Here is a 26,201-nt window from a genome sequence, read left to right on the forward strand (position 1 = left end):
GTTTGCCCTGAGGATGTAAAAGTACATCAGATTGCCATTGACTAGGATCAATATTTGTCCTTTGCCGTTTTAACTGTCTTGCTAAACTATTGATATCAGCTAAAACTTTAACTGTTTTTATAATTCACCATCCTCATAATCTTCCAAGCTTTCAGTCATAGCTGTTTGTCCCGGTGCAACGGTAAGAACTTCAATGATTTGGGCTAAATTAGCGATAGTTGGGTATTCCAGCAGATTTTGTAAAGACAATTCCACCGAGAAAAGATCGCGGGAACGGGAAATAACCTGAGTCGCTAACAAAGAATGTCCTCCCAATTCAAAGAAATTATCCTTAATTCCAATACGTTCGACCCCCAAAACTTCACTCCAAATTTGAGACATTTGAGTTTCAATCGGGGTACGAGGTGCGAGAAATCCCGTAGCTAAATTGCGTGTAGCTGTATCGGGTGTAGGCAAAGCCTGCCGATCTACTTTACCATTAGGAGTCAAAGGTAGGGTATTAAGCAAAACAAAAGCCTGGGGAACCATATAACTAGGTAGCTTTTGTTGGACAAATTCCCGCACCTGTGGTATCAGCTTCTGGACTAATTTACCATATAAAGGATTATTCGTATAATCAGTCCAGGATTTGGGAATAATCGTCTCATCATCCCAAAAATTGGGGTATGGTTGTTGATCAACTTTACTTATTATCGGTTCTAAGATGGCATTCTGGCGACAGAAAACCACATCGAAAGAACCATCTTGACTACCTTCCCACCAACTGAGATGAACAGTGTAACCTAACTGTTCTCCCAGTTGCCACATTTGCTCAGGATTAATCCCTATACCGCTATTTTTTGCTAACAATTGCCGCAATTCTCCCACCGTTGTTACCCCGGGAGAATTTTCTAAACAGTCTAAAATTTGTAGTGCCTTTTGTAATCGTTGATTGGGTACATCTCTGATGCCTAAATATTCTGGTTGTTCCAGTTTTAGTTTATCTTGTAGTTGCCCTAAAGAAAACCGATCCCGCTGCCAATTTAGCCAAGGAATTGTCGTTTTTTGCCCATTAGTATCCAGATGTAAAGTAACATCATAGCGGAATTGGGTTAACTCATTGTCAGCCTGACCCCGTTTCGGGGCAATTTCTACCCAAGAAATTCGCGGAAAGCGTTGTTTAAGCGCAATAAAGAACTGAGGTGCAATTAACAATTCTTCTTCGGTAGCTACACTTTGATTCACCTGTTTTTGCCATTCTTCAAGGGTTTTATTAGCTTCAGCACGAGCTAACTGTACCGCGGCATGGTAAGGCTCTAGTAAGGACAAACTACGGATATCACCTAGGAAAATCTTACCCTGATCCGCAATCGCCTTGACTGCTCCTGCGATAACTTGTAATAGATAATCGACACTAGGGAAATACTGAACCACAGAGTTAATTACTACTCGATCAAAAGTAGCTTGGGGAATGCCGGTAAAATCATCGGCTGTTCGGTGTAATAATCTTACTTTGCCCTCTAAACCCTCAATTGTGCTACATAAATGTTCGAGGTTATTAATAGTAGCAGCGGAATAATCGGCTCCCCAATATTCCTGACAATGTTTCGCCACACGGAATAGCAATAATCCACTTCCGCAACCAATTTCTAACACTCGTTGCGGTGGTTGATTTCCTAAAATTCGGCTCACTGTCTGATCAACCCATTCCTGCATTTCTGCTGCGGGAATAGCTTGTCGCGTATAACTACTATTCCAACCACTAATATTAAAAGTGGGGTCATCGGTTTGAGGTTGGGGTTTACTGTAGGATTCTTCGTAAATCTTTTGCCAATCACTAACATATTCACTCTGCCATTGAGCAAGCTGTTCGGGCAATACTTGACCCTTGAGAGCCGGAACTAAGTAGGCTACCAAATTAGTATTAAGCTGATCATGATCATGATCACTTGCCTGATCAGCGCGAGCCATCACAACCGCTTCTTGTACTAGGGGATGTTGGCTCAAAACTGCTTCAATTTCCCCTAATTCAAGGCGGAAACCCCTTACTTTAACCTGATTGTCAATTCGTCCCAGATATTCAATTTTTCCATCAGGTAAATAACGAGCTAAATCTCCCGTTTTGTATAATTTTGACGGCTGCTCTCCCCCCTTATCAAGGGGGGTTAGGGGGGGATCAAGGGAGACAAACGGGTTAGAGATAAATTTCTCTGCTGTCAATTCTGGGCGATTCAAATAACCTCTGGCTACCCCTGCTCCTCCGATATGTAATTCCCCGGGTACACCGATAGGAACCGGTTGTAAATGGGAGTCTAAAATATAAACCTGCACATGAGGAATTGGCCGACCAATAGTTATTTTTGTGTCAAAAGGCGTACATTTAGCTACCGTTGCACAAACACTTCCTTCGGTGGGTCCATAACCATTAAAGAAATTTCGTCCCTGGGACCATTTTTTCACCAATTCAGGAGAACAAGCTTCCCCGGCGACAATAATAGTTTGCAGAGAGGAAAGATTTTCCCAAGACAGAACCGCTAAAGCTGATGGCGGTAGAGTAATATGAGTAATCTTATTCTCCCGTAATTGCTTGATTAAGGGTAAACCGGGCATTAAATTTTCTTTACTTGCCAAATAAAGTGTCGCTCCCGCTCCCAAAGCCATTAAAACTTCTGAAATACAGGCATCAAAACTAAAAGAAGCAAATTGAAGCACTCGACTCTGAGAAGACACAGCAAAAGTCTGAATTTGCGCCAGAGCTAAGTTACATAACCCTTGATGTTCAACCATCACCCCTTTAGGTTTACCCGTAGAACCAGAAGTATAAATCACATTAGCTAAATTAGAAGCTGTTACCTTCCCCGTCAAATTATCCCAGTTCATTGGTTTAATTTCTTGCCAAATTTCAGCTAAAAAGATGGTTTGGCCTCGATGATTTGGGAGTTTATCAATCAGTGAACTTTGGGTTAGTAATAAGGGTACTTGACTATCCTCTAACATCAATTGTAGGCGTTCTTGAGGATATTCCGGGTCAAGGGGTAGATAGGCAGCACCGGCTTTAAGGATGCCTATTAATGCCACAATCATGTCTAAAGAGCGCTCTACACACAAACCGACTATTACCTCGGTTTCTAAGCCTAAAGAGCGTAAATAGTGAGCTAGTTGATTGGCCTGACTATTTAATTCTGCATAGGTCAACTGTTGATTTTCAAAGACTACTGCTACTGCATCAGGGGTACGCGCTGCTTGTTCCTCAATTAATTGATGAATACACTTGTTATAGGAGTAATCAGCTTTTGTCTCATTCCAACCCTCTAATAGTTGATACTCTTCCTCTGGGTTTAATAAGGGTAGTGAAGCTACTGATTGACGGGGATTTTCCACAATTGCCGCCAACAAAGTCTTAAAATGAGTCATCATACGGACAATGGTTTCAGCATCAAATAAATCCCTGTTATAAGAGCAAAAACCGCCCAATCCTTCGGCTGCATCCCAGAGGTAAACTTCTAAGTCAACCCTAACTGAATCAAGTCCCGATGGTATCTCCTCAATGTTTACTCCGGGTAAATCCCAGGGAGAACTAGGAGCATTCTGAAGGGCAAAAACTATCTGTGTTAAAGGATTACGATCTAAATGACGCTCAATTTGTAATTTTTCGACTAACATCTCGAAGGGTAAATCTTGATGGTCGTAAGCGTCTTGAGTAGTTTGTCTGACCTGCGCAAGAAAATCCTCAAAGGTCGGGTCTTGAGATAAATCAAATCTTAACACTAAACTATTGACAAAAAAGCCGATTAACCCTTCAATTTCGGTGCGGTTACGGTTAGCAATTGGTGAACCAATTACCACATCTGTTTGTTGACTATAACGAGATAGTAACACAGCAAAACCCGCTAGTAATGTCATAAAGAGAGTGCTACCGGACTCTTGACTAAGTTTTTTCAGTTGTTGCGTTAGTTGACTATCTAGTTGCAGTCGCTCCGTCCCTCCGCGAAAACTTTGGATTGCTGGCCGGGGACGGTCTGTGGGAAGTTGGTGTAGTAGGGGAACCCCGGTTAATTGTTGCTTCCAGTAGCTTAATTGACGGTCTAATACTTCATTAGTTAACCACTGACGCTGCCACAGGGCAAAGTCAGCATACTGTATCGATAAAGTAGGTAAATCTGCTTTTGTCCCGGTGCAGAAACTTCGATAATAGACTGATAATTCGTCGATTAAAACACCTAATGACCAACCATCTGCCGCAATATGGTGAATGGCTAATAATAGTACATATTCCTCTGTCTTGACTTGCCATAATTTGACTCGTAATACTGAACCTGATTCGAGATCAAAGGGTTCGGATGCTGCTGCTAATAACAGGTTTTTTACCTGTTGCTCAGAATGACTGAGGTTTTGCAGATTGACAACTGGTAAGGTGAAAGTTACATTAGGATCGATCGCTTGTATTGGTTGGTTATCTTTGAGTTTAAATTGAGTCCGTAGGGGTTCATGGCGTTGAATAATTGCCTGGAAAGCTTTTTCTAAGGCTTTAACATTGAGATTTCCCTGCAAACGCATCGTTAAATCAATAGTATAAGCCCCACTTTCTCCTTCTAATTGATTCACAAACCAGAGACGTTCCTGGGCCCAGGATAGGGGAATATCATCCTCCCGATTAACGGGGACAATTGATGGTAGCTTTAACCCTAAACCTGTTTGCAGTTCTTTTAAAATTACCGCACTTAACTGAGCAATGGTTGGAGATTCAAACAGATAACGCAAGGGAACAACAATCTCAAAGGTTTCCTGTAATCGAGAAATAACTTGAGTTGCCAACAGAGAATGTCCACCTAATTCAAAGAAATTATCCTCAATACTGACTCGTTTTAATTTCAGTACGTCACCCCAAATCTGCGCCATTTTTTCTTCAATGGGGTTACGGGGAGCTATATATTCACCTTGGCTCTGTAAATCGGGAACGGGTAAAGCGCGGCGGTCTATTTTGCCATTGGGAGTTAAGGGGAAAGCATCAAGACGAATAAACGCAGTAGGAACCATATAGTCGGGTAATTTTGCTCGCAAAAATTGCCGTATTTCGTTAATTGTCAGGTTGATTTCGGGTTGCGGTACAACGTAAGCAACTAAGCGTTTATCCCCTAGATTATCTTCACGAACAATCACACAAGAAGACTGTACCGCCTCATTTTGGTTGAGTAACGATTCAATTTCTCCTAATTCAATACGGAAGCCGCGAAGTTTTACTTGATTGTCAATGCGTCCTAAATATTCGATTTTACCATCGGGTAAATAACGGGCTAAGTCTCCCGTTTTATATAATTTTGACGGCTCATTGCCCCCCTTATTAAGGGGGGTTGGGGGGATCACTTCATCCTTCTCAAAAGGATTAGGAATAAATTTTTCTTGGGTTAATTCGGGACGATTGAGATAACCCCGCGCTAATCCCATACCACCAATATGTAATTCTCCCGGAACACCAATCGGGACAGGTTGTAAATGGGAGTCTAAGATATAAATTTGGGTGTTAGCAATGGGGCGACCAATAGTTACTTTCAGGGTTTCATCTGTCCATTTTTCTACCGTGGCACAAACGCTGGTTTCTGTCGGTCCATAAGCATTAAAGAAATTTCTCCCTCTAGCCCATTGTTTGATCAATTCTTCTGAACAAGCTTCTCCCCCTACAATAATAGTTTGTAACTCTGGGATTTCTTCTAGGGGCAAAGCCGCTAAGGCTGAGGGGGGTAAAGTAACATGAGTAATACCATAATCTTTTAATCGCCCCATTAATGGCAACCCAGGCATTAAAGCGTCTTTTGTGTCTAAATAAAGGGTTGCACCCGATCCTATGGCCATGATAATTTCCCAGATAGAAGCATCAAAATTGAGGGAAGCAAACTGGAGAAGGCGAGAGTTTGACTGTAAGTTAAAGGTTTTAATTTGCGCTGTAGCTAGGTTAAATAGTCCCCGATGTTCCACCATTACCCCTTTAGGTTTTCCGGTAGAACCAGAGGTATAAATGAGATTAGCTAAATTATTGGCTGTTACTACTCCTGTTAGGTTATCTTGGCTGTTTTGGTTAATTTCTTCTGTGAATCTGTCTAACAAGATTAGCGGCGCTTGATGTTCGGGTAGTTTATCGATTAATCCCTCTTGAGTGAGCAATAATGACAGTTGAGCATCAGCGATGGCAAATTGTAGCCGTTCACTGGGATAATCTGGGTCGAGAGGTAGATATGCACCACCCGCTTTTAATATCCCCAATAACCCCACAATCATCTCTAAGGAACGCTCAAGGGAAATACCGACTAAAGTATCAGCTTTTACGCCTAATTTCCGCAGATAATGAGCTAATTGATTAGCACGACAATTTAACTCATTGTAGGTTAATTGTTGCTGGGAACAGACCACTCCTACCGCGTCGGGTGTGCGTTTTACCTGTTCCTCAAATAACTGATGAATACACTTATACTCAGGATAGTCAACTTGAGTATTATTCCACTCAATTAATAACTGATTAGTCTCGCTTTCTGTCAGTAAGGGTAATTGGGAAATCCGCGCTTGAGGATTGGCCGCAATTCCCCCTAATAAGTTGAGAAAATGCCCTGATAATCGCTCAATAGTGCTACTTTCAAACAAATCAGTATTATATTCCCAGACACCTTTTAAGCCATCATCGGTGTTAACCATAGCTAAGGTTAAATCAAACTTAGCTGTGGTATTTTCCGGTGGCAAATCTGTCACCGTTAATCCCGTCATTGCAATCTCAGACTTAGGTGTATTTTGCAGGACAAAAGCGACGTGAAATAGGGGAGTATGGCTCAAATCCCGTTCCGGTTGCAACGCTTCGACTAACATTTCAAAGGGTAAGTCTTGATGCGCGTAAGCATCCATTGTCACTTCCCGAACACGGGTTAATAACTGACTAAAACTCGGATTGTCTGATAAATCCGTCCGCATCACTAAAGTATTAACAAAGAAGCCGATTAAACCCTCAATTTCACCGCGATTACGATTAGCGATGGGAGTTCCTACTAAAATATCACTTGACCCTGTATAACGATACAGTAAAGCATCAAAAGCAGCCAACAGCGTCATAAATAATGTCACCCCTTGTTGGCGACTCAATTCAGTCAAAGCTTGGCTAAGTTTGGGGGAAAGGGAAAATTCTTGCTGAGTACCGACAAAGCTTTGCACCGCAGGTCGAGGGTGGTCTGTGGGAAGAGATAATAAAGAAGGTGCATTTGCTAGTTGATTTTGCCAGTAATTTAATTGACTTTGTAGGACATCCCCTTGTAACCATTGTTTTTGCCAAACTGCAAAATCTGCATACTGAATCGGTAAGGGAGCTAAATTTGCGGGATGATTTTGAGTGTAAGCATTATATAAGCTGGTCAGTTCGTGAATAAATACTTCTATTGACCAACCATCACTAATAATGTGGTGCATACACACTAATAAGAGATGTTCCGTCTCCGATAGCACCACTAAAGTGATTCTGATTAAGGATTCTTTGGCTAAATTAAAGGGTTGAGTGGCTTGTTTTTGCTTTAATTGCTGTGTTTTTTCTTCTTGCTCCTGGATGGGTAAATCTTGTAAATCAACGACCGATATTGTCTCCCTTGTTGTTTGAATAACCTGAGTCGGTTGTCCATCAATCGTGACAAAATTAGTCCGTAATACTTCATGGCGATTACAGATTTCTCGTAAACTTTGTTCTAAGGCCTTTTGATTGAGGTTGCCTCGGAAATGCAACACCATCGGTATATTGTATAAAGCGCTATTTGGTTGCAATTTATCTAAAAACCATAAACGCTGTTGAGCAAAAGATAGAGGTAGTTCTGTATCCTTAGTTCTCGGTAAAATCGGGGGTACTGTTAGCGTGAGATTTTGCTGCTGTAATTGTCCAATGAGATGCGCTAATTCGGCTACCGTAGCTGCACCAAATAAACTCCGCAAAGGTAGTTCTATTTTAAATAAACTCCGAATCCGAGAAACTAATTGAGTTGCGAGGAGAGAATGGCCGCCAATTTCAAAGAAATTATCATAAATTCCCACTTGATCTATTTTGAGTATTTCTGTCCAAATTTGCACCAACATCTCTTCAATTCCATTGCGTGGTGCTACATATTGATCCCGGCGATTTCCTATCTTATCTGGTGCGGGTAAAGCGCGACGATCTACCTTACGATTAGTAGTAAGGGGTAAAGATTCCAGAAAAACAAAAGCTTGAGGAACCATATACAAAGGCAATTTACTGGACAGAAACTGACGCAGTTCACTAATCATCGGTATCCGTTCGTAATGAGCTACTATGTAGGCGACTAAATATTTATCCCCCGGAGTATCTTCCCGAATAATCACACAAGATGTTTGTACATCAATATTTTGGTTAAGTACCGCTTCAATTTCTCCTAACTCAATACGGAATCCGCGAATTTTAACCTGATTGTCAATCCGGCCAAAACATTCAATATTACCATCAGGTAAATAACGCGCTAAATCTCCCGTTTTATACAAACGATTGAACGGTGAATGAGCAAAGGGATTGTTAATAAATTTTTCAGCAGTCAATTCGGGCCGATTCAGATAACCCCGCGCTAAACGAACACCGCATAGATGCAATTCTCCCTTAACTCCAATGGGTACAGGTTGCAGATTTTGATCTAGTATGTATGCTTTTGTATTAGCAATGGGACGACCAATCAGCACTGAATTGATTTTTTCTGACTGATAATCTAGCAAGTCATGAACTATGGCGGTTACAGACGCTTCTGTGGGGCCATATACATTAATACATTGAACCCGTTTTCCGACCATTTGTCGCCAAATATTGACGGTTTCTGGTAACACTGCATCCCCTCCCACGGCGACGACCCGCAGACTGGATGGTACAGTAGCTAATGATTGGGAAACGGCGAGCGCCCATTCATGCCAATAGGCAGGGGTAATATTTAAAACGGTGAGGCTTTCTTGTTCGATAAAATCGGCAAAATCAGTCAAAGTTGGGAACATTTGCCCTGGTCTTAAGACCACTGTGCCACCTTTTAACCAAGTGGGGAAAATTTCTTCCGCAGCGACATCAAAGCCAAAGGAAGCAAACTGTAAAACGCGATCAGATTCTGTTAAACCGAATACTTCACTAATGCCCCAACTATGATTAACTAAAGCTTCATGAGTTAACATCACTCCTTTAGGTTTACCGGTTGAACCAGATGTATATAATAGGCATAGTAAATTTTCTGGAACCACTTCACTGAAGGGATTTTCTGGACTTTGAACCGTCAAAATCTCGGCTAATTTATCTAAGACAATTACCCCCACATCTTCTGCTGGTAAAGAATCGAGTAAACTTTCTTGAGTTAGCAGTAGAGAAATTTGGGCATCTTCTGCCATATAAGTCAACCGTTGCTGGGGATAATCTGGATCTAAAGGTATATAGGCTCCTCCAGCTTTGAGAACTGCTAATAATCCGACAATAACTAACAGCGACCGCTCTAAATAAATGCCAACTAAAACTTCTGAATTTACCCCCAAAGATTGGAGATAATGGGCTAATTGATTCGCCTGAATATTTAAGTCTTGATAGGTTAATTCTTGACCTTCAAAGACCACTGCTACTGCAGCCGGTGTTCGTGCTGCTTGTTCTTCAAATAAATGATGAATACACTGATGGAAAGGATAGTCTTTTTCGGTGGCATTCCAGTCTTTTAATAATTCTTTTGCCTCTACTTCGGTTAATAGTGGTAGTTGAAAGATTGGCTGCTGCGGGTTAACAACCAATGCTTCTAGTAGGGTGATGAAATTTCCTGTTAATCGCTCAATGGTACTGCGATCAAATAAATCGGTATTATATTCCCATACCCCTTTTAATTCTGCACCGGTATTCTCCATCGCCAGGGTTAGATCAAATTTGGCGGTGTCATTTTCTGTGGTGAGGGGAGTGGCGGTTAATCCTGTTAGTTCTAAGGGAGACGGGGGACTATTTTGCAGCAGAAAATCCACTTGAAATAAAGGCGCGTGACTTAAATCTCGTTCAGGTTGTAGGACTTCTACTAACATTTCAAAGGGCAAATCCTGATGAGCATAGGCATCCATTGCCATTTCCCGTACTCGACCCAATAACTGATTAAAATTGGGCTTACCTGACAAGTCAATTCGCAGAACCAAAGTATTGACAAAAAAGCCGATTAAACCTTCAATTTCACTGCGATTACGGTTAGCAATGGGAGTACCAATTAAGATGTCTTCCTGTTCTGTATAACGGTAAAGTAAGACAGCATAAGCGGTTAACAGGGTCATAAATAAGGTGACACCCTGTTCCTGGGTTAATTGGGTCAGTTTTTCGGTTAATTCCCAAGAAAGGCTAAAGGGTAAATGTCCCCCAGCAAAACTTTGTTGATTGGGTCGAGGTCTATCTGTTGGTAAAGATAGAAGGGCCGGTGCGCCGGCTAACTGTTTTTGCCAGTAATCTAGTTGCTGTTGCAATACCTCTCCCTGCAGCCATTGTCTTTGCCAAAGGGTAAAATCTCCATACTGGATAGATAGGGGATTTAGGGGCGAAGATAAACCCTGAATATAGGCATTATAGAGGGCGGTTAGTTCCTGAAGAAATACCCCCATTGACCAGCCATCACTGACAATGTGGTGCATACAGACTAATAAGAGATGTTCCGTTTCAGATAACACCACTAAAGTGATTCTGATTAAGGGTTCACCGGCTAAGTCAAAGGGTTGAATCGCTTGATTTTGTGCTAACTCTTGGGAGGCAATTGCTTGTTCACTACCAGATAAATGCTGTAAATCAACAACCGTAACTGTCCAGTTTCGTGCTTGTATAACTTGGGTAGGGATACCATCAACGGTAATAAAGTTGGTGCGTAAAGCCTCATGGCGATCAAAAATTTCTTCTAAACTCTGGATTAAGATTTCTGAGTTTAAAGTTCCCTCTAAACGCAAGGCTAGGGGTATATTATAAAAAGAACTATTCGACTCAAATTCAGCCAAAAACCAGAGACGAGTCTGAGCAAAAGATAGGGGTAATTCTGCTGCTTTGTCCCTGGGTAAAATCGGCAGTTCAGTTAGTTGTTCTCCTTCGGAAAGCCGTTTTATTTCTTGGGACAATTCGGCGATTGTCGGTGCAACAAATAACTCGCGTAAGGGTATTTCTACCTGAAAAGCCTCACGGATGCGCGAAATTAGTTGCGTTGCTAATAATGAATGTCCACCCAACTCAAAGAAGTTGTCGTGAATCCCCACCTGTGCAACTTTTAGCACTTTTGCCCAAATCGAGGATAATATCTCCTCAATGGGGTTACGCGGCGCAATGTATTGCGCTTGGCTTTGGAATTCGGGAGCCGGTAAAGCACGATGATCAATCTTACCATTGGGCGTTAAGGGTAGGGATTCCAAAATGACAAAGGCACTAGGAATCATATACTCTGGTAACTTAGCTTTCAGGAATTGCCGCAGTTCAGTAACATTAAGCGAATTTTTCTCTTTTTGGGGGGAAATAATCTCTACTTGGGGAATAATATAAGCGACTAAACGTTTCTGATTTGTCTCATCTTCTTGGGCAATCACAACAGCCGTTTTTACTGCATTGTGCTGACTAAGAACGGTTTCAATTTCTCCCAATTCAATGCGGAAACCCCGAATTTTTACTTGATTGTCAATCCGTCCTAAATACTCAATATTACCGTCGGGTAAATACCGACATAAATCTCCCGTTTTATATAATTTTGACGGCTCATTGCCCCCCTTATTAAGGGGGGTTGGGGGGATCACTTCATCCTTCTCAAAAGAATTAGGGATAAATTTCTCTTGTGTTAACTCTGGACGATTAAAATAACCCCGCGCTAATCCCATACCACCAATATGTAATTCTCCAGCTACCCCCACAGGAACAGGTTGTAAGAAAGCATCGAGAATATAAACCTGAGTATTACTGATGGGTCGCCCAATGGGAATATTGGTTATAGTTGGTGAAGTAAATTCGGAGAAAGTCGCCGCAATGGTTGCTTCCGTTGGTCCGTAACCATTTAATAGTCGAGGAAGAGGGGAATATTGACCCGTAACTGTTTGCCATTGCTGGACTTTTGCCGGTTGAATGGCTTCCCCACCAATGACAATTAGTTTAATCTTTGAGAGAATTGGCAGGGTATCAGGGGTTAATTCAGAGGCTAATTGATGCCAATAGGCAGTAGGAAAACTTAAAACCGTTAATTGCCATTTTTGACAACATTGCCAAAAATACTCACTAGAGCGCAACATCTCTTCTGTTCGCAATACCAAGGTCGCACCCGATAACAAACTAACAAAGATTTCTTCAACAGAAGCATCAAAGCAGATAGAGGAAAATTGCAGAATTTGATCCTCTGAGGTAATACCATACTCTCGAATAGTAGTTAGGATATAGTTGACTACTGAGCGATGTTCAATCATTACCCCTTTGGGTTGACCTGTGGAGCCAGAGGTGTAGATAATATAGGCTAAATTGTGCTGCTCAACTGCTACCAAAGGGTTAACTGTACTCTGTTTGGCGATTATTGACCAGTCTTGATCTAAACAGATAGTTGTTCCTTGAAATGCTGGTAATTGTTCCAGAAGTTGTGATTGAGTCAGGAGAATACTAAGTTGAGTATCTTCAAGAATATAGGTAATTCGCTCTTTTGGATAATTAATATCTAAAGGAACGTAAGCTCCCCCAGCTTTAAGTATTCCCAGGATTCCGATAATCATCTCTAGGGAACGTTCAACAAAAATCCCGACTAAACTATCGGCTTTTACCCCTAAAAATTGTAGGTAATGGGCTAACTGATTAGCCTTACAGTTTAACTCCTCGTAGGTTAAAAATTCATCTTCTAGTCTAACAGCGATCGCCTGTGGATTCTGTTTTACTTGTTGTTCAAACAACTGATGCAGACATAAATCATTTTTGTAGTCAGTTTCAGTCTGATTCCAATCAAATAATAACTGATTGCGCTCACTTTCTGTCAGTAATGGTAATTGGCTAACGGTTTGTTCTGGATTAGCAATAATCCCAGTTAATAGGTTAACAAAATGCCCTGATAATCGCTCAATTGTACTTTTGTCAAACAGATCTGTATTATATTCCCAAATCGCAGTTAATCCAGCTTCTTTTACCTGTATAGATAAACTTAAGTCAAACTTAGCTGTCTTAAATTCTAAAGGCTGACGAGTGGCTTTTATTCCTTCTAAATCTATACTATCTACAATTTCATTATCTAAACCAAACATCACCTGAAATAAAGGAGTATAACTCATATTTCTTTCAGGTTGTAGGGACTCTACTAACATCTCAAAAGGTAAATCTTGATGGTCGTAAGCATCCGTTGCTGTTTCTCGTACCTGTTTTAATAACTCGCTAAAACTGGGATTTCCTGCTAAATCTGTTCTTAAGACTAAGGTATTGACAAAAAAGCCGATTAACCCAGCTAATTCACTACGAGTACGGTTAGCGATGGGAGTACCGACTAAAATGTCTGTTTGTCCTGTGTAACGATAGAGTAAGGTCTGAAATGCGGTTAACAGGGTCATAAATAAGGTGACACCTTTTTCCCGACTCAGCTTATTTAACCCTTGACTAAGTTCTGGAGAAAGGATACATTTTATGCGATCTCCCTGAAAACTTTGTTGTAGAGGACGGGGATAATCCGTAGGTAGATGTAATAAGGCGGGTGCTGCTGCTAACTGTTTTTGCCAGTAATTTAACTGATTTTGTCGGATTTCTCCCTGCAAATATTCCCTTTGCCAAATTGCAAAATCTGCGTACTGGATTGGTAACTCTTGTAAAAGAGGTTCTAAACCTTTAGTATAGGCATTATAAAGGGTTGTCAATTCCTCAATAAATACCCCCATTGACCAACCATCAGAGACAATATGGTGCAGACAAATCAGCAAAAAATGTTCTGTGTCTGATAACTTAAGTAGGGTGGCCCTAATCAGGGAGTCATTGGCTAAATCAAAGGGTTGATGACTGTGAATTTCTAGCCATTTTTTTATTTCCTGCTCTTCTCGATATTTTGGGCTGTCTTTCCCATTGACAAGCGTTAATTGCCAATTACTTTCTGGTTTGATTATTTGTACAGGATTTCCCTCAATAGTGGCGAAATTTGTGCGGAGGGACTCATGGCGCTGAATAATTTCTTGTAGGCTTTTTTCGAGGACATCTACCTGGAGATTTCCTGCTAAATGCAAGGCCAAGGAAATATTATAAAAGGGACTGTTTGGTTCTAATTGATCTAAGAACCATAAACGCTGTTGGGCATAAGATAAAGGTAATTCTTCAAAATTCATTTTCTTTTTCTTGGTAAAATGGCTGGAACGATGGGAGCGGATTTTTCCTGTTTTAACTGTTCAATCCCTTGGGCTAATTCTGCTAGTGTGGCCGAGTTGAATAACTGACGTAGGGGAAGTTCAACTTTCAAGCGATCGCGGATCTGTGCTACTAATTTAGTGGCTAGTAGGGAATGTCCTCCCAGTTCAAAGAAGTTATCATTTATACCCACTTTCTCGACTTTTAGCACTTCTGACCAAACAGTTACTAATATATCCTCGATCGGGTTACGCGGAGCAACATATTTTTCTGATGGTTCACTACTAGATTCTGGTGGGGGTAAAGCTCGACTATCTATTTTTCCATTAGCAGTAAGGGGTAAGGCATCTAAAATAACGAAAGCATTAGGTATCATGTAACTGGGTAATTTAGCTTTCAGGAATTGCCGTATTTCGTTAATGGTAATCGTTTTTTCCGATTGTGGCACAATGTAGGCCACAAGACGCTTATCTCCTGTTGCATCATCCCTCACTATTACTACTGTTTCCCAAATCTGGGGATGAGATGCTAATAATGCTTCGATTTCCCCCAACTCAATCCGAAAACCCCGAATCTTAACTTGATTGTCAATGCGTCCTAAATATTCTAATTCTCCCTTGGGTAAATAACGGGCTAAATCTCCCGTTTTATATAATTTTGACGGCTCATTGCCCCCCTTATTAAGGGGGGTTGGGGGGATCACTTCATCCTTCTCAAAAGGACTAGAAATAAACCTTTCTTTGGTCAATTCAGGACGATTGAGATAACCTTTTGTTACTCCGGCACCCCCCACATACATCTCCCCGGGTACACCAACCGGTACAAGTTGTAAATATTGGTCTAGTAAATATACTTGTAAGTCGGGAATGGGACGACCAATCACACTAGCTGTACTATCCAAGTCGGTCATACTTAATGGTCGATAGGTGACATGAACGGTAGTTTCCGTAATTCCGTACATATTAACCAATTGGGGGCATTGGTCGCCATGGCGCTGAAACCAAGATTGTAAGCTGTTAATTTCTAAAGCTTCTCCTCCAAAAATAACTAAACGTAAGCTTAAATCGTTATCTGTTGTCGATGAACGATCCCCCCTTGATAAGGGAAAACTTCCTTTTAAGGATTCTTCAGCTTGAATTAACTGACGGAAAGCGGTAGGAGTTTGATTGAGAATTGTTACTTTTTCTTGACATAATAGCTGATAAAATGCTTCGGGGGAACGAGTTATTAAGTAGGGGACAACTACCAAGCGTCCACCATATAACAAAGCTCCCCACATTTCCCACACCGAAAAGTCAAAAGCGTAGGAATGAAATAGACTCCAGACATCTTGACTATTAAAATTATACCAAGCATCTGTAGCGGCAAATAATCGCACGACATTGGAGTGATTGACTAAAACTCCTTTCGGTTTACCCGTGGAACCGGAAGTGTAGATAACATAAGCTAAGTTATCTGGGGTGACGGTGTTTTCTGGATTTGAATGGCTGTTTTCGGCAATTTTTTCCCAGTCGGTATCTAAATAAATAATCTGCGCTTGATGTTGAGGTAGAGTTTCTCCTAGCTTTTGTTGCGTTAACAGCACTGATAATTGAGCATCTTCTAACATGAAGCTTAACCGTTCAATCGGATATTCTGGGTCAAGAGGAACATAAGCACCACCCGCTTTTAATATCCCCAATAAACCCACAATCATCTCTAAAGAACGTTCAAGACAAATACCCACTAATTGATCAGGTTTTACTCCCAAAGATTGCAAATAATGCGCTAAATGATTAGCTCGATTATTTAATTCATTGTAGGTTAATTGTTGATCTGAATATACAACTGCTACCGCTTCGGGTGTGCGTTTTACCTGCTCTTCAAATAACTGGTGAAGACACTTAGTAACTGGGTAATCAACCTGCGGATTATGACCGTCTATTAATAATTGATTTTTCTCAAATTCTGTCAGCAGAGGTAATTGAGAAACTCGCGCCTCTGGATTGGCGACCATTCCCTCCAGTAAGGTTTGAAAATGCCCCAATAGGCGAGTAATTGTCCCATCATCAAATCGGTTAGTATCATAGCTAATTCGCACCTGTAATTGATCCCCAGGGAGCGCAATTAATGTTAGAGGATAATTAGTTTGTTGAGAAACCTGAATATTTTCCAGACAAAAACTATCATTGCCTAATACCGCAGTAGCGTCAACTGGATAATTTTCAAAAACAACTATACTGTCAAATAAAGATGCACCTCTAGGGATTTCACTCCAAGTTTGAATCTCTGCTAATGAACTATATGAGTATTGATTAGACTCAACTAACTGAGCTTGTAAATCTTTCAATAAAGTCAGTGCTGAGGTGTCCGGTTTAACTTGGATTCGCATGGGCAAGGTATTAATAAATAATCCCACCATTGCTTCAATACCAGCAATAGATGTCTCACGACCAGATACAGTCGCACCAAATACTATGTCTGTTTCTTGGCTATAGCGCGATAGCAATAATCCCCAAGTTGCTTGCACTAAATTATTCAGTGTCAAGCGATTTTTCCTAACAAAAGATTGGCAGGTAGCTGTGGTTGAAGCGGGGAACTGAATTTGCTGTTTTTTATAGACGTTGCTATTTTTTGAATTCGCTGATCTTTCTATGACCAAAGGAGTAGGAGCAGTAAAACCTTGCAGTTTTTGTTGCCAAAATTCTTCGGCTGGTTTTTGTTCCTGTTGCTGTAGCCAAGCAATATATTGGCGATAGCTGACAACAGGTTGATCAGTGCTAATCTGATTTTGAGAAATTTCTTGATAAATCTTTAAAAAATCTTTAATCACTAAAGATAAAGACCAACCATCAAGTAATAAATGATGACTACTCCAAACAAATTGATAGGTATTTTTATCCAACTTGATCAGATTTAGGCGCATTAATGGAGCTTCAGACAATTCTAGGGATTTTTGCTGATCACTCTCCAAAAAAACTGCTAATTCCTGTTCTTGCTGTTGTGCGGTTAAATGTTGCCAATCAAATGTAGCGACTCTCACAGTTACTTGTCGATACACTACTTGTACAGGTTGGCTCAATGATTCCCAAATAAAAGCTGTACGGAAAACGACATACTTTTCTACTAATCTTTGCCAAGCTTGCTCGAATATTGTTGTATCGACATTGCCCTTTAAATTACAACTAAATTGGACGAAATATACATCTGAATCTGGCTCATACAAGCTATGAAACAACATCCCCTGTTGCATCGGCGATAGGGGATAAATATCGGCTACATTTTGTCTATTTGTGTTATTCATCTGGGAGTTCATCGTTACAGTTGAGCTAATATTTGTTCTAGTTCTATTTGGTCGATTTCTAATAAGGGGAAATCTTGGGCGGTGTAATCTCCAGTATCCGCTTCAGGCGGCGGAGGATTCACTATTTCTGGTTCTGTTTGTGACTCGGTGACTCTTGTTGCTACTGTGGCTAATTCGGCGATACTTTGATGGGTAAATAATTGTTTGGGGGTTAACTCTAATCCTGCTTTTCTCGCTCTAGTAATGATTTGAATAGTCAGGATGGAATCGCCCCCCAGTTCAAAGAAGTTATCATAGATACCTACTGGCTCTACTCGCAAAACTTGTGACCAGATTGTGGCTAATATTTCTTCTTCTAGGTTACGAGGAGCAACAAAATTCAATTCTATCTCCCCACGCAAGTTGGGTTCAGGTAAAGCACGATGGTCTAATTTGCCATTGGGGGTTAAAGGTAAGGTTTCTAAGGTAACAAAAGCACTAGGAATCATGTAATCTGGGAGCCTAGCTTTGAGAAATTGCCGCAGTTCATTTGTGCTTGGGGTGACATTTTTGGGCGGCACGATGTAAGCAACTAGGCGTTTTATTCCTGGACTATCTTCACGAGCGGTGACACAAGTTGTTTCTACATAATTATGCTGACTCAGAACCGCTTCAATTTCTCCTAATTCAATGCGGAATCCTCTAATTTTTACCTGGTTATCAATACGTCCTAAGTATTCGATATTGCCATCCGGTAAATAACGAGCTAAATCTCCTGTTTTATATAATCTGCTTTCTGTTGTCTGATGGAAGGGATGAGAGATAAATTTTTCATTGGTTAACTCTGGACAATTGAGATAGCCTCTCGCTAATCCCGCACCGCCTATGTGTAATTCCCCAGGCACACCAACAGGAACAGGTTGTAAATATTCGTCTAAAATATAGGTTTGTACGTTAGCAATAGGACGACCAATCACTGGTTTGAGGTTAGCTGTGATCAAACAGATTGTGGTATCCACAGTGCATTCTGTCGGTCCATAAACGTTATAGAAATTAATGTTTTGAGCCTTTGCCAAAGTTGCCCACATAGATTCATCAATGGCTTCTCCTCCCACCAAAACAGATTGAGGATGATTGTCACTGTCCAGCAATCCTACTGAAATCAGTAGCCTCAGTTGCGATGGTGTGCAATCCAATACATCTATTTTTTGCTGCCGCAGGTAGGATAACATGGCATGGCCATCAAATCGCACCTTTTCTGGCACAATGTTCAGGCTATGACCATATATCAGTTGGATAATCTGTTTCACGGAAGTGTCAAAAGCTAAAGAACCATTGATGCTGACTCGCAATGGGGAAATCTGATGGTGAGCATAAATAGCTTGATGCAGTCCGTGAGCAAGATTGACAACGGAGGAATGCTGAATCATCACTCCCTTTGGGTCTCCTGTTGAACCTGAAGTGTAGATTGCATAAGCTAAGTTTTCCGGTTGAACTTCACAGCAGGGATTTGATTCCTGTGCTTGAGTGATAAACGACCAGTCAGTATCTAAACAAACGAGTTCTGATTGGTGTTTTGGAAGTCCTGCGATTAAATGTTTTTGGGTTAATAGAACTCTAACTTGAGCATCTTGGAGTATATACAGTAAACGCTCAGTTGGATACTCAGGGTCAATTGGTAAATAACCTCCACCTGCTTTCAAAATACCTAGCAGTCCTACCATCATTTCTAGGGAACGCTCGACACAAATTCCCACCAACACATCTGGTCCCACCCCCAAATTTTGCAGGTAATGAGCTAACTGGTTCGCTCTGGCATTCAACTCCCGATAATTTAACTGCTGGTCTTCAAACACGACCGCTATATGATCAGGAGTTCGTTCCACCTGTTCCTCAAACAATTGATGAATACACTTATCTAATGGATAGTCAGCCTGAGTATTATTCCACTCAAAAAGTAACTGCTGCTGCTCAACTTCTGTGAGCATTAATAATTGGAAAATGGGCTGCTGTGGGTTCAGCACAATAGAGTTGAGCAGTCTGACAAAATGCTTGACCATACGCTCAATGGTAGCGGCATCAAATAAGTCGGTGTTATATTGCCAACACGGCTCAATCTCCCCTTTCGCTTCCCTTACCATTAAACTCAAATCCAAGTGTCCGCCTCGTTGTCCTTTCAAGTATGGCTCCATTCGCAACAGGGATTTTTGCAAATGCAAGGAATTATTTTTTGCTTCACACCAAGTTAGTGCTTGCCAAGCAAAACTGACTTGACATAAAGGCGAACGGCTAGTATCTCTTTGTGGCTGAAGTTTATCTGCTAACCAAGAAAATGGGTAATCTTGATGCTTTTGGGCTTGTCTAACTATTTTGCCAACTTGAGCCAGAAGTTCTGTAAATGTGGCATTCTCCTGAACAGAAATTCTTAAAACGGTCAGGTTGGAAAAGTAGCCAACAATCTCTTTAAATTCTTTAGCCGTCCGACCTCTCATCGGACTACCTATAAGAATATCTGTTTGATTAGTGTAGCGGTAAAGTTGGACGTAAAATGCTGTGAGCAGAATCTGATAAAGACTGGTGTTCGATGCTGAAGCTAGATACCTGAGTTTTTCAGTTAACTGTTCATCTAGCTTGGCAATGTATGAGGCTCCTTGATAAGTCTTTACTGGAGGGCGAGGTTTGTCGGGAAGCAGATGCAAAATTGGCAATTCGCCAGCTAATTGTTGTTGCCAATATTGCCACAGTTTTTCTCCCCTATTACCCGATAGCATTGCTGCTTGCCATTGGACAAAATTTGCATAAGTTTTATTTTCATTCCAAGAATCTGGGGCTGTTTCTGTCTGCTGTTGACTAACTTGCTCCACTTCCTCGGGATATAAAGCTTGAAATTCACTCAGCAGTAAATTATAAGACCACATATCACCAGCAATGTGGTGCATTGTCAGCAAGAGAATGTGTTCTGCTGCTGAACGAGTAAATAAATTCACCCGCAAAACTGAATCTTTTTCTAAGTTAAAAGGGCGGTCAGCAATAGCATAGATTTTTTCTACTAATTGGTCTTCGCTCCAGTCGCTGGCATCTATTACCTCAACCTTAAAATTCTCTTGCTGGTTAACCTTCTGTACCGGTTTGCCTTCATAACTGGTATAGGTGGTTCTCAGAATTGGGTGCTTTTCAATAATTTTTTGCCAGACACGATTGACAACAGCAATGTTTAAATAAGCATGAATTTTTGCAGTAATAAATATATTATAAGCAACGCTCTCCGGAGCAATTTGGCAGATTAACCACATTGCTTCTTGTCCCGGTGAAAGTGGGTAAATTGTTTTCATATTTCTACTCATGACTCTCCCGCATTTGTGATGATCAAAAAAGGTTTCTAGGCGAGGGCGTATGTTTTATGCCGCTACAGAAACCGAATTTGCCCCACTGTAGGGGCGCAAGGAAGCCGAGGACAAAATGTAATATATATTGAACATTTTTCACCATGATGTCGCAAGGTCTGTTATCGCTTTGAGGGAACAGGAAACGGGGAAGAAAATCGGCGCACCTCATTACTTTGAACCCTGTATCCTGAAATCCTATCATAGAAAAGAAAATTTGTCATGGTCAACAAAATTCGGTAATATGTGGTAGTCTGAGAAGCGCTCACTAGCTTTAGCTATCAAAACAATGGTTACTTGTAGTAAGATAACGAGGGTTAAAAAAGCAGTAGCAGGGGGCTGAGAAAGCGATCACTCTATGCTGACAGATAAAGCGACGGGAGTATGTTACCACAACTCAAGCACAATAACCTTAAAATTGTCGGGGAGCTTTATATTTTCGCCAATTGCCTTCTACTCCGCCAATCCAGCCAAAATCTAAAATCATCGGAAATTTTGGGTCTGAAACCCCGCCGTTTTACGGCGGCTTTGCTGTTAAATCTTAGCGCATTTACAAAATATGTGTTAGAATGTGAGACATGGAAAAAGCCTATTCGTTTCGATTTTACCCCACACCAACACAAGAGTCGCTATTGCGGCGCACATTGGGCTGTGTAAGATTAGTTTACAACAAAGCTCTCCACGAACGAACACAAGCTTGGTACGAAAGACAAGAAAGAGTAGGATATACTGAAACTTCTTCAATGCTAACCGATTGGAAAAAACAAGAAGAATTAGAGTTTTTAAACGAAGTTAGCTGTGTACCTTTACAACAAGGGTTAAGACATTTACAAACAGCTTTTACTAACTTCTTTGCTGGTCGTACTAAGTATCCTAACTTTAAGAAAAAACATCAGGGAGGAAGTGCCGAATTTACCAAATCTGCTTTTAAGTTCAAAGACAAACAAATCTATTTAGCCAAATGCACAAAACCTTTACCTATTCGGTGGTCAAGACAAATACCAGAAGCTTGTGACCCAAGTACAGTAACAGTCAGATTACATCCTTCAGGACGTTGGCATATCTCAATAAGATTTGATGACCCAACAATTAAGCCATTACCAGTAACAGATAAAGCCATCGGAATTGACTTAGGAATTAGTAGCCTCGTGATTACCAGCGATGGAGACAAGGTATCTAATCCTAAGCATTTTAAGAAACATTATCGGAGACTGCGAAAGGCCCAAAAAAGCCTTTCTAGAAAACAGAAAGGCTCAAAAAATCGGGAAAAAGCAAGAATCAAAGTAGCAAGGATTCACGCTCGAATCACCGATAACAGAAAAGACCATTTACACAAGCTAACCACTCAATTAGTTCGTGAAAACCAAACGATTGTGGTTGAGAATTTAGCCGTCAAGAATATGGTCAAAAACCCGAAATTATCTCAGGCAATATCTGACGTTAGCTGGGGAGAAATCACCCGACAATTAGCCTATAAATGCCGTTGGTACGGCAGAAATTACATCGAAATAGATAGATGGTTTCCTAGCTCTAAAAGGTGTAGTAATTGCGGGTATATTGCTGAGAAAATGCCGTTAAATATTCGAGAATGGGACTGTCCAGACTGTGGGACACACCATGACCGAGATATTAACGCCAGTAAAAATATTTTGGCCGCAGGGCTTGCGGTGTCAGTCTGTAGAGCGACCATAAGACCAGAACAGAGTAAATCTGTTAAGGCAGGTGCGGAACCCCGCAAGGGAAAGAAGCAGAAACCTAAATCGTGAGGTTTGGGAATCACCGTCCGTTTACGGCGGTGAGGATGTCAATCCAGCAAAATGTCCACAACTCAAATATAAATGCTATATGTCCGCCAAAGTCCCTCAAGATCGATCGACGACTAATATTATCTCCGATGTCAGCAAATTTTGGCACAGTGTCAAGCTGATCGCTGCTCCCTATTGGTATCCTACTGAATCGGGGGGAAGGACTTTTGCCGATGTGATGAAAGCTTGGGCAATGCTCATCCTACTAATCGGGGCAATCCTAGGAGTTGTGGGATTAAATGCTTTCAATAGCTTTGTTAGTAATTACTTAGTTGATGTCATCCTTGAAAAAAATGATTTTGATAAATTTGTCAGAACTTTGGTAGTTTTTGCGGTTGGACTGCTCTTTGTCACCCTTTTAGTTGGCTTGCTTAAATTTCTCAGAAAAAGAATCGCCCTAGATTGGTATGCTTGGCTCAATGACTGGATTCTCAACAAATATTTGCATAATCGCGCCTATTACAGAATTAATTTTAAATCCGATATCGACAACCCAGATCAGCGTTTATCCCAGGAAATTGAGCCGATTACCAGTAAAGCTCTCTCCTTTTTTGCAGTTGCCCTGGAAAATGTCCTAGATATGATTACTTTTTTAGTGATTCTCTGGTCAATTTCTTCCTCTGTCGCCATTATCTTAGTCGTTTGGACAATTCTCGGTAACGTCATTGCTATCTATTTTAACCAAGCCTTAAATAAAATCACTCAAGAAGAATTAGAACTTAAGGCTAACTATAATTATGCTCTAACCCACATTCGTAATCATGCGGAGTCAATCGCTTTCTTTGAGGGAGAAAATCAGGAATTAAATATTATTCAGCGGCGATTTAATAAACTCTTAGACAGCGCTAAACGTAAAATTGATTGGGAGAGAGGCACAGAAATTTTTAGTCGGGGCTATCAGGCGGCAATTCAAGTATTTACTTTTGTCATTTTGGGTCCTTTGTATATCAATAGTGAGGGCATTAGTTTCGGACAGGTCGGGCAAGCCTGTTTAGCGGCTAATTTGTTTGCTACGGCGCTGGCGGAATTAATTAGTGAATTTGGCACTTCGGCACAATTTAGCAGTTATGTTGAACGTCTATCGCAATTTTCCCAAGCCTTAGAAGAAGTCATTAAACAACCGGAAAATTTAAGCACGATTAAAACCATCGAAGAAAACCAATTTTCCTTTGAAGATGTCACCTTGCAAACCCCCGATTATGAACAGGTAATTGTCGAAAACCTCTCCCTTTCTGTTCAGCCAGGACAAGGTTTATTAATTGTCGGTCCGAGTGGTCGGGGTAAAAGTTCCTTGCTACGCGCAATTGCCGGTTTATGGAATGCAGGCACAGGCCGATTAGTGCGTCCCCCCCTAGAAGAAGTATTGTTTCTGCCCCAACGTCCCTATATAATATTAGGAACCTTGCGAGAACAGTTACTTTATCCCAATCGCAATCAAGAAACCAATGAGATAAAATTAAGGGAAGTTTTACAAGAAGTCAATCTCCAAAATTTACTAAATCGAGTCAATAGCTTTGATACAGAAGAGCCTTGGGAAAACATTTTGTCCCTGGGAGAACAACAACGTTTGGCTTTTGCTAGGGTATTAATTACCCGTCCCAGTTTTACTATCCTCGATGAAGCCACAAGTGCTTTGGACTTAAACAATGAGGAAAATTTATATCGGCAATTGCAGAAAACTCACACAACTTTTATTAGTGTTGGACATCGGGAAAGTCTCTTTAACTATCATCAATGGGTTTTAGAACTCTCTAGTAATTCCCATTGGCAACTGCTTACAGTGGAGGAATATCGCCGACAAAAAGTGAAAGAAATTATTAATATTTCTGTCGATAATTCTCAAGATAGGCTCGAAGATTTACCGAATCAGGAAACCGAGGTCAATCCTAAAATCAATTCTGCCGGGGAACCCCCCCCCGAATCGCCAACGACAACAATCTTAACAGAAGTCGAAGAGGGACTTTCCCATGCACAAATGAAGGAATTAAGCGACTATTCCCTTAGTAGCATCAGAAGCAAAGCCAGTCAGGGAAAATCAATTACGGGGAAAGATGGACTGACCTATCGCTATGACAAAGACCCTAAAATCTTAAAATGGCTAAGAGTTTAGCCGATGAGAGACGGGTCAAAAAACAACGTTAAACTATTACACCAACTTAGCTACCCAAAAAATGAATCAAACCCTGGTTAATCAACAACAGTTGTTCCAAGAAATCGTCCAAGATATCGAGCAAAATAAAATTGCAATCGCGGCGAAAAAACTCCGTCAACAGGAAGCAGATAGCTGTGAAGTTCCGGCTCAGTGGCTCTGGAAAACAGCAGCGGCTTTAGAAACCAACGACTGGAGCATTTTATCAGAAGATTTCATTAATCTGAATTTTATCGGCAAAAATGGTTATTTTCTGATGATTGCTCCCTATCGCATCAATCGTCAGGGAGAACGACAACTCACGTTGAGTGCAATTTACGGAAAAATTCACCAAAATAGTCAACCTTCTATCGAACAACTAGAAAGCTTGACTCGTGAAAAATTTGGCAGTCTAAGACAACCGATTCCCAGAAATTTATCCTTTACTGAAATTGCTAGTTGCGGCACGGTTAAAGGTGAAAAGGGGGAGGCTTTTATCGTTCCCCATAGGTGGACTTTTCCCAATAGTGTTCAGGGACCAGCTTTAAATAATGCCAGTGAGCAAAAAAGACGCTTTTCCGGTTCTAGCTATGAATGTATCCGAAAAATTTTTGAGCCAGAAACGGCCGATTTGCTATTAGGACCCCTGGAGGATCAAATTAATGGTGAACGCTATCGTCATCTCGATACCCAATTCCATGAAGCGGGTCATGCTAGTGGGTTGGGATTTGACTTAAAACTCAAAAATAAACTGTTTCAAAACTATACCTATGCCGGAGTCGAGGAGTGGCGCTCAGATAGTTTAGGCTTTGAATTTGCCGATTGTGCTTTACCTGCCGAAGAAGCGGGAAAATTAGTCGCTGTTAATTTCTGCATTCGCTTTGGTTTAGATGCTCACCGTTTAGGGGGTTTAGAAAAAGATGTGGATGTCCACGCTAGTTTGATCAGTTTGGAATATCTCTTGCAAAATGATGCCATTTATCTCACAAAAAATGGTCAATTGTCTCTGCGTAATGTCAGTTATCCAGGCTTACTAAAAGCGGTGGAAATGCACCGAACAAAAGCCTTATCTCTAACGCGAAGGGAGTTAAATCTAAATAGTCCAACAGGTCTTTTTGCTCTGTATAAAGTAGAGATTCATCCCGCAACCCAATTAATTTTTCAGGGACTAATTGTAGAGCGCTGCCGAGGAATTTGGTTAGAGTTACAATAAGTACCTAGGGTTTGCTGTTAACCGGCCCGGGGAGGGATGTCCATCAGCCATGAGCATCCCTCCAAAGCCTATTGATGGCGATAGGGATTGGGGTCAACT

The 26,201-nt window shown here is 41.0% G+C and carries 6 protein-coding genes; 3 read left to right on the forward strand and 3 right to left on the reverse strand.

Annotated features, from left to right (window positions below; genetic code table 11):
- Positions 1-117 precede the first annotated feature (117 nt).
- From MAE_RS26185 to MAE_RS26195, 3 genes are read right to left on the reverse strand one after another with little or no spacing between them, the layout of a single operon-like run.
- Positions 118-14,292, reverse strand: coding sequence for a non-ribosomal peptide synthetase (locus MAE_RS26185; protein ID WP_012268171.1), 14,175 nt, complete (start codon positions 14,290-14,292; stop codon positions 118-120).
- A complete protein-coding gene (locus MAE_RS26190; RefSeq protein ID WP_231859679.1) occupies positions 14,289-17,594 on the reverse strand; it encodes a non-ribosomal peptide synthetase in 3,306 nt (1,101 codons plus the stop codon). The genes MAE_RS26185 and MAE_RS26190 overlap by 4 nt, the downstream gene beginning before the upstream one ends.
- A 14-nt stretch (positions 17,595-17,608) precedes the next feature.
- Positions 17,609-20,905, reverse strand: a complete 3,297-nt coding sequence (locus MAE_RS26195; protein WP_012268173.1) for a non-ribosomal peptide synthetase — start codon at positions 20,903-20,905, stop codon at positions 17,609-17,611.
- A gap of 629 nt (positions 20,906-21,534) precedes the next feature.
- Between MAE_RS26195 and MAE_RS26210 the strand changes: the two genes are divergently transcribed.
- The 3 genes from MAE_RS26210 to MAE_RS26220 all read left to right on the forward strand — a co-directional run bounded on the left by MAE_RS26210 (position 21,535) and on the right by MAE_RS26220 (position 26,102).
- Entirely contained in the window at positions 21,535-22,722 is a 1,188-nt protein-coding gene (locus MAE_RS26210) for an RNA-guided endonuclease InsQ/TnpB family protein (RefSeq protein WP_012268175.1), read from the forward strand.
- A gap of 79 nt (positions 22,723-22,801) precedes the next feature.
- Positions 22,802-24,871, forward strand: a complete 2,070-nt coding sequence (locus MAE_RS26215; RefSeq protein ID WP_012268176.1) for an ABC transporter ATP-binding protein/permease — start codon at positions 22,802-22,804, stop codon at positions 24,869-24,871.
- Between the two features lie 61 nt (positions 24,872-24,932).
- The gene (locus MAE_RS26220) at positions 24,933-26,102 is read left to right on the forward strand and encodes a DUF6014 family protein (protein ID WP_012268177.1); all 1,170 of its coding nucleotides are present in this window, start codon (positions 24,933-24,935) and stop codon (positions 26,100-26,102) included.
- Positions 26,103-26,201: the final 99 nt, after the last annotated feature.

This window comes from Microcystis aeruginosa NIES-843 (assembly GCF_000010625.1).
In the GTDB taxonomy this organism is placed as follows: domain Bacteria; phylum Cyanobacteriota; class Cyanobacteriia; order Cyanobacteriales; family Microcystaceae; genus Microcystis; species Microcystis aeruginosa.

Excerpts from the sequence above, each read along its gene's own strand:
- MAE_RS26185 (WP_012268171.1), bottom strand. The coding sequence starts at position 14,292 with ATGAATTTTGAAGAATTACCTTTATCTTATGCCCAACAGCGTTTATGG.
- MAE_RS26190 (WP_231859679.1), bottom strand. The coding sequence starts at position 17,594 with ATGAATAACACAAATAGACAAAATGTAGCCGATATTTATCCCCTATCG.
- MAE_RS26195 (WP_012268173.1), bottom strand. The coding sequence starts at position 20,905 with ATGAAAACAATTTACCCACTTTCACCGGGACAAGAAGCAATGTGGTTA.
- MAE_RS26210 (WP_012268175.1), top strand. The coding sequence starts at position 21,535 with ATGGAAAAAGCCTATTCGTTTCGATTTTACCCCACACCAACACAAGAG.
- MAE_RS26215 (WP_012268176.1), top strand. The coding sequence starts at position 22,802 with ATGTCCGCCAAAGTCCCTCAAGATCGATCGACGACTAATATTATCTCC.
- MAE_RS26220 (WP_012268177.1), top strand. The coding sequence starts at position 24,933 with ATGAATCAAACCCTGGTTAATCAACAACAGTTGTTCCAAGAAATCGTC.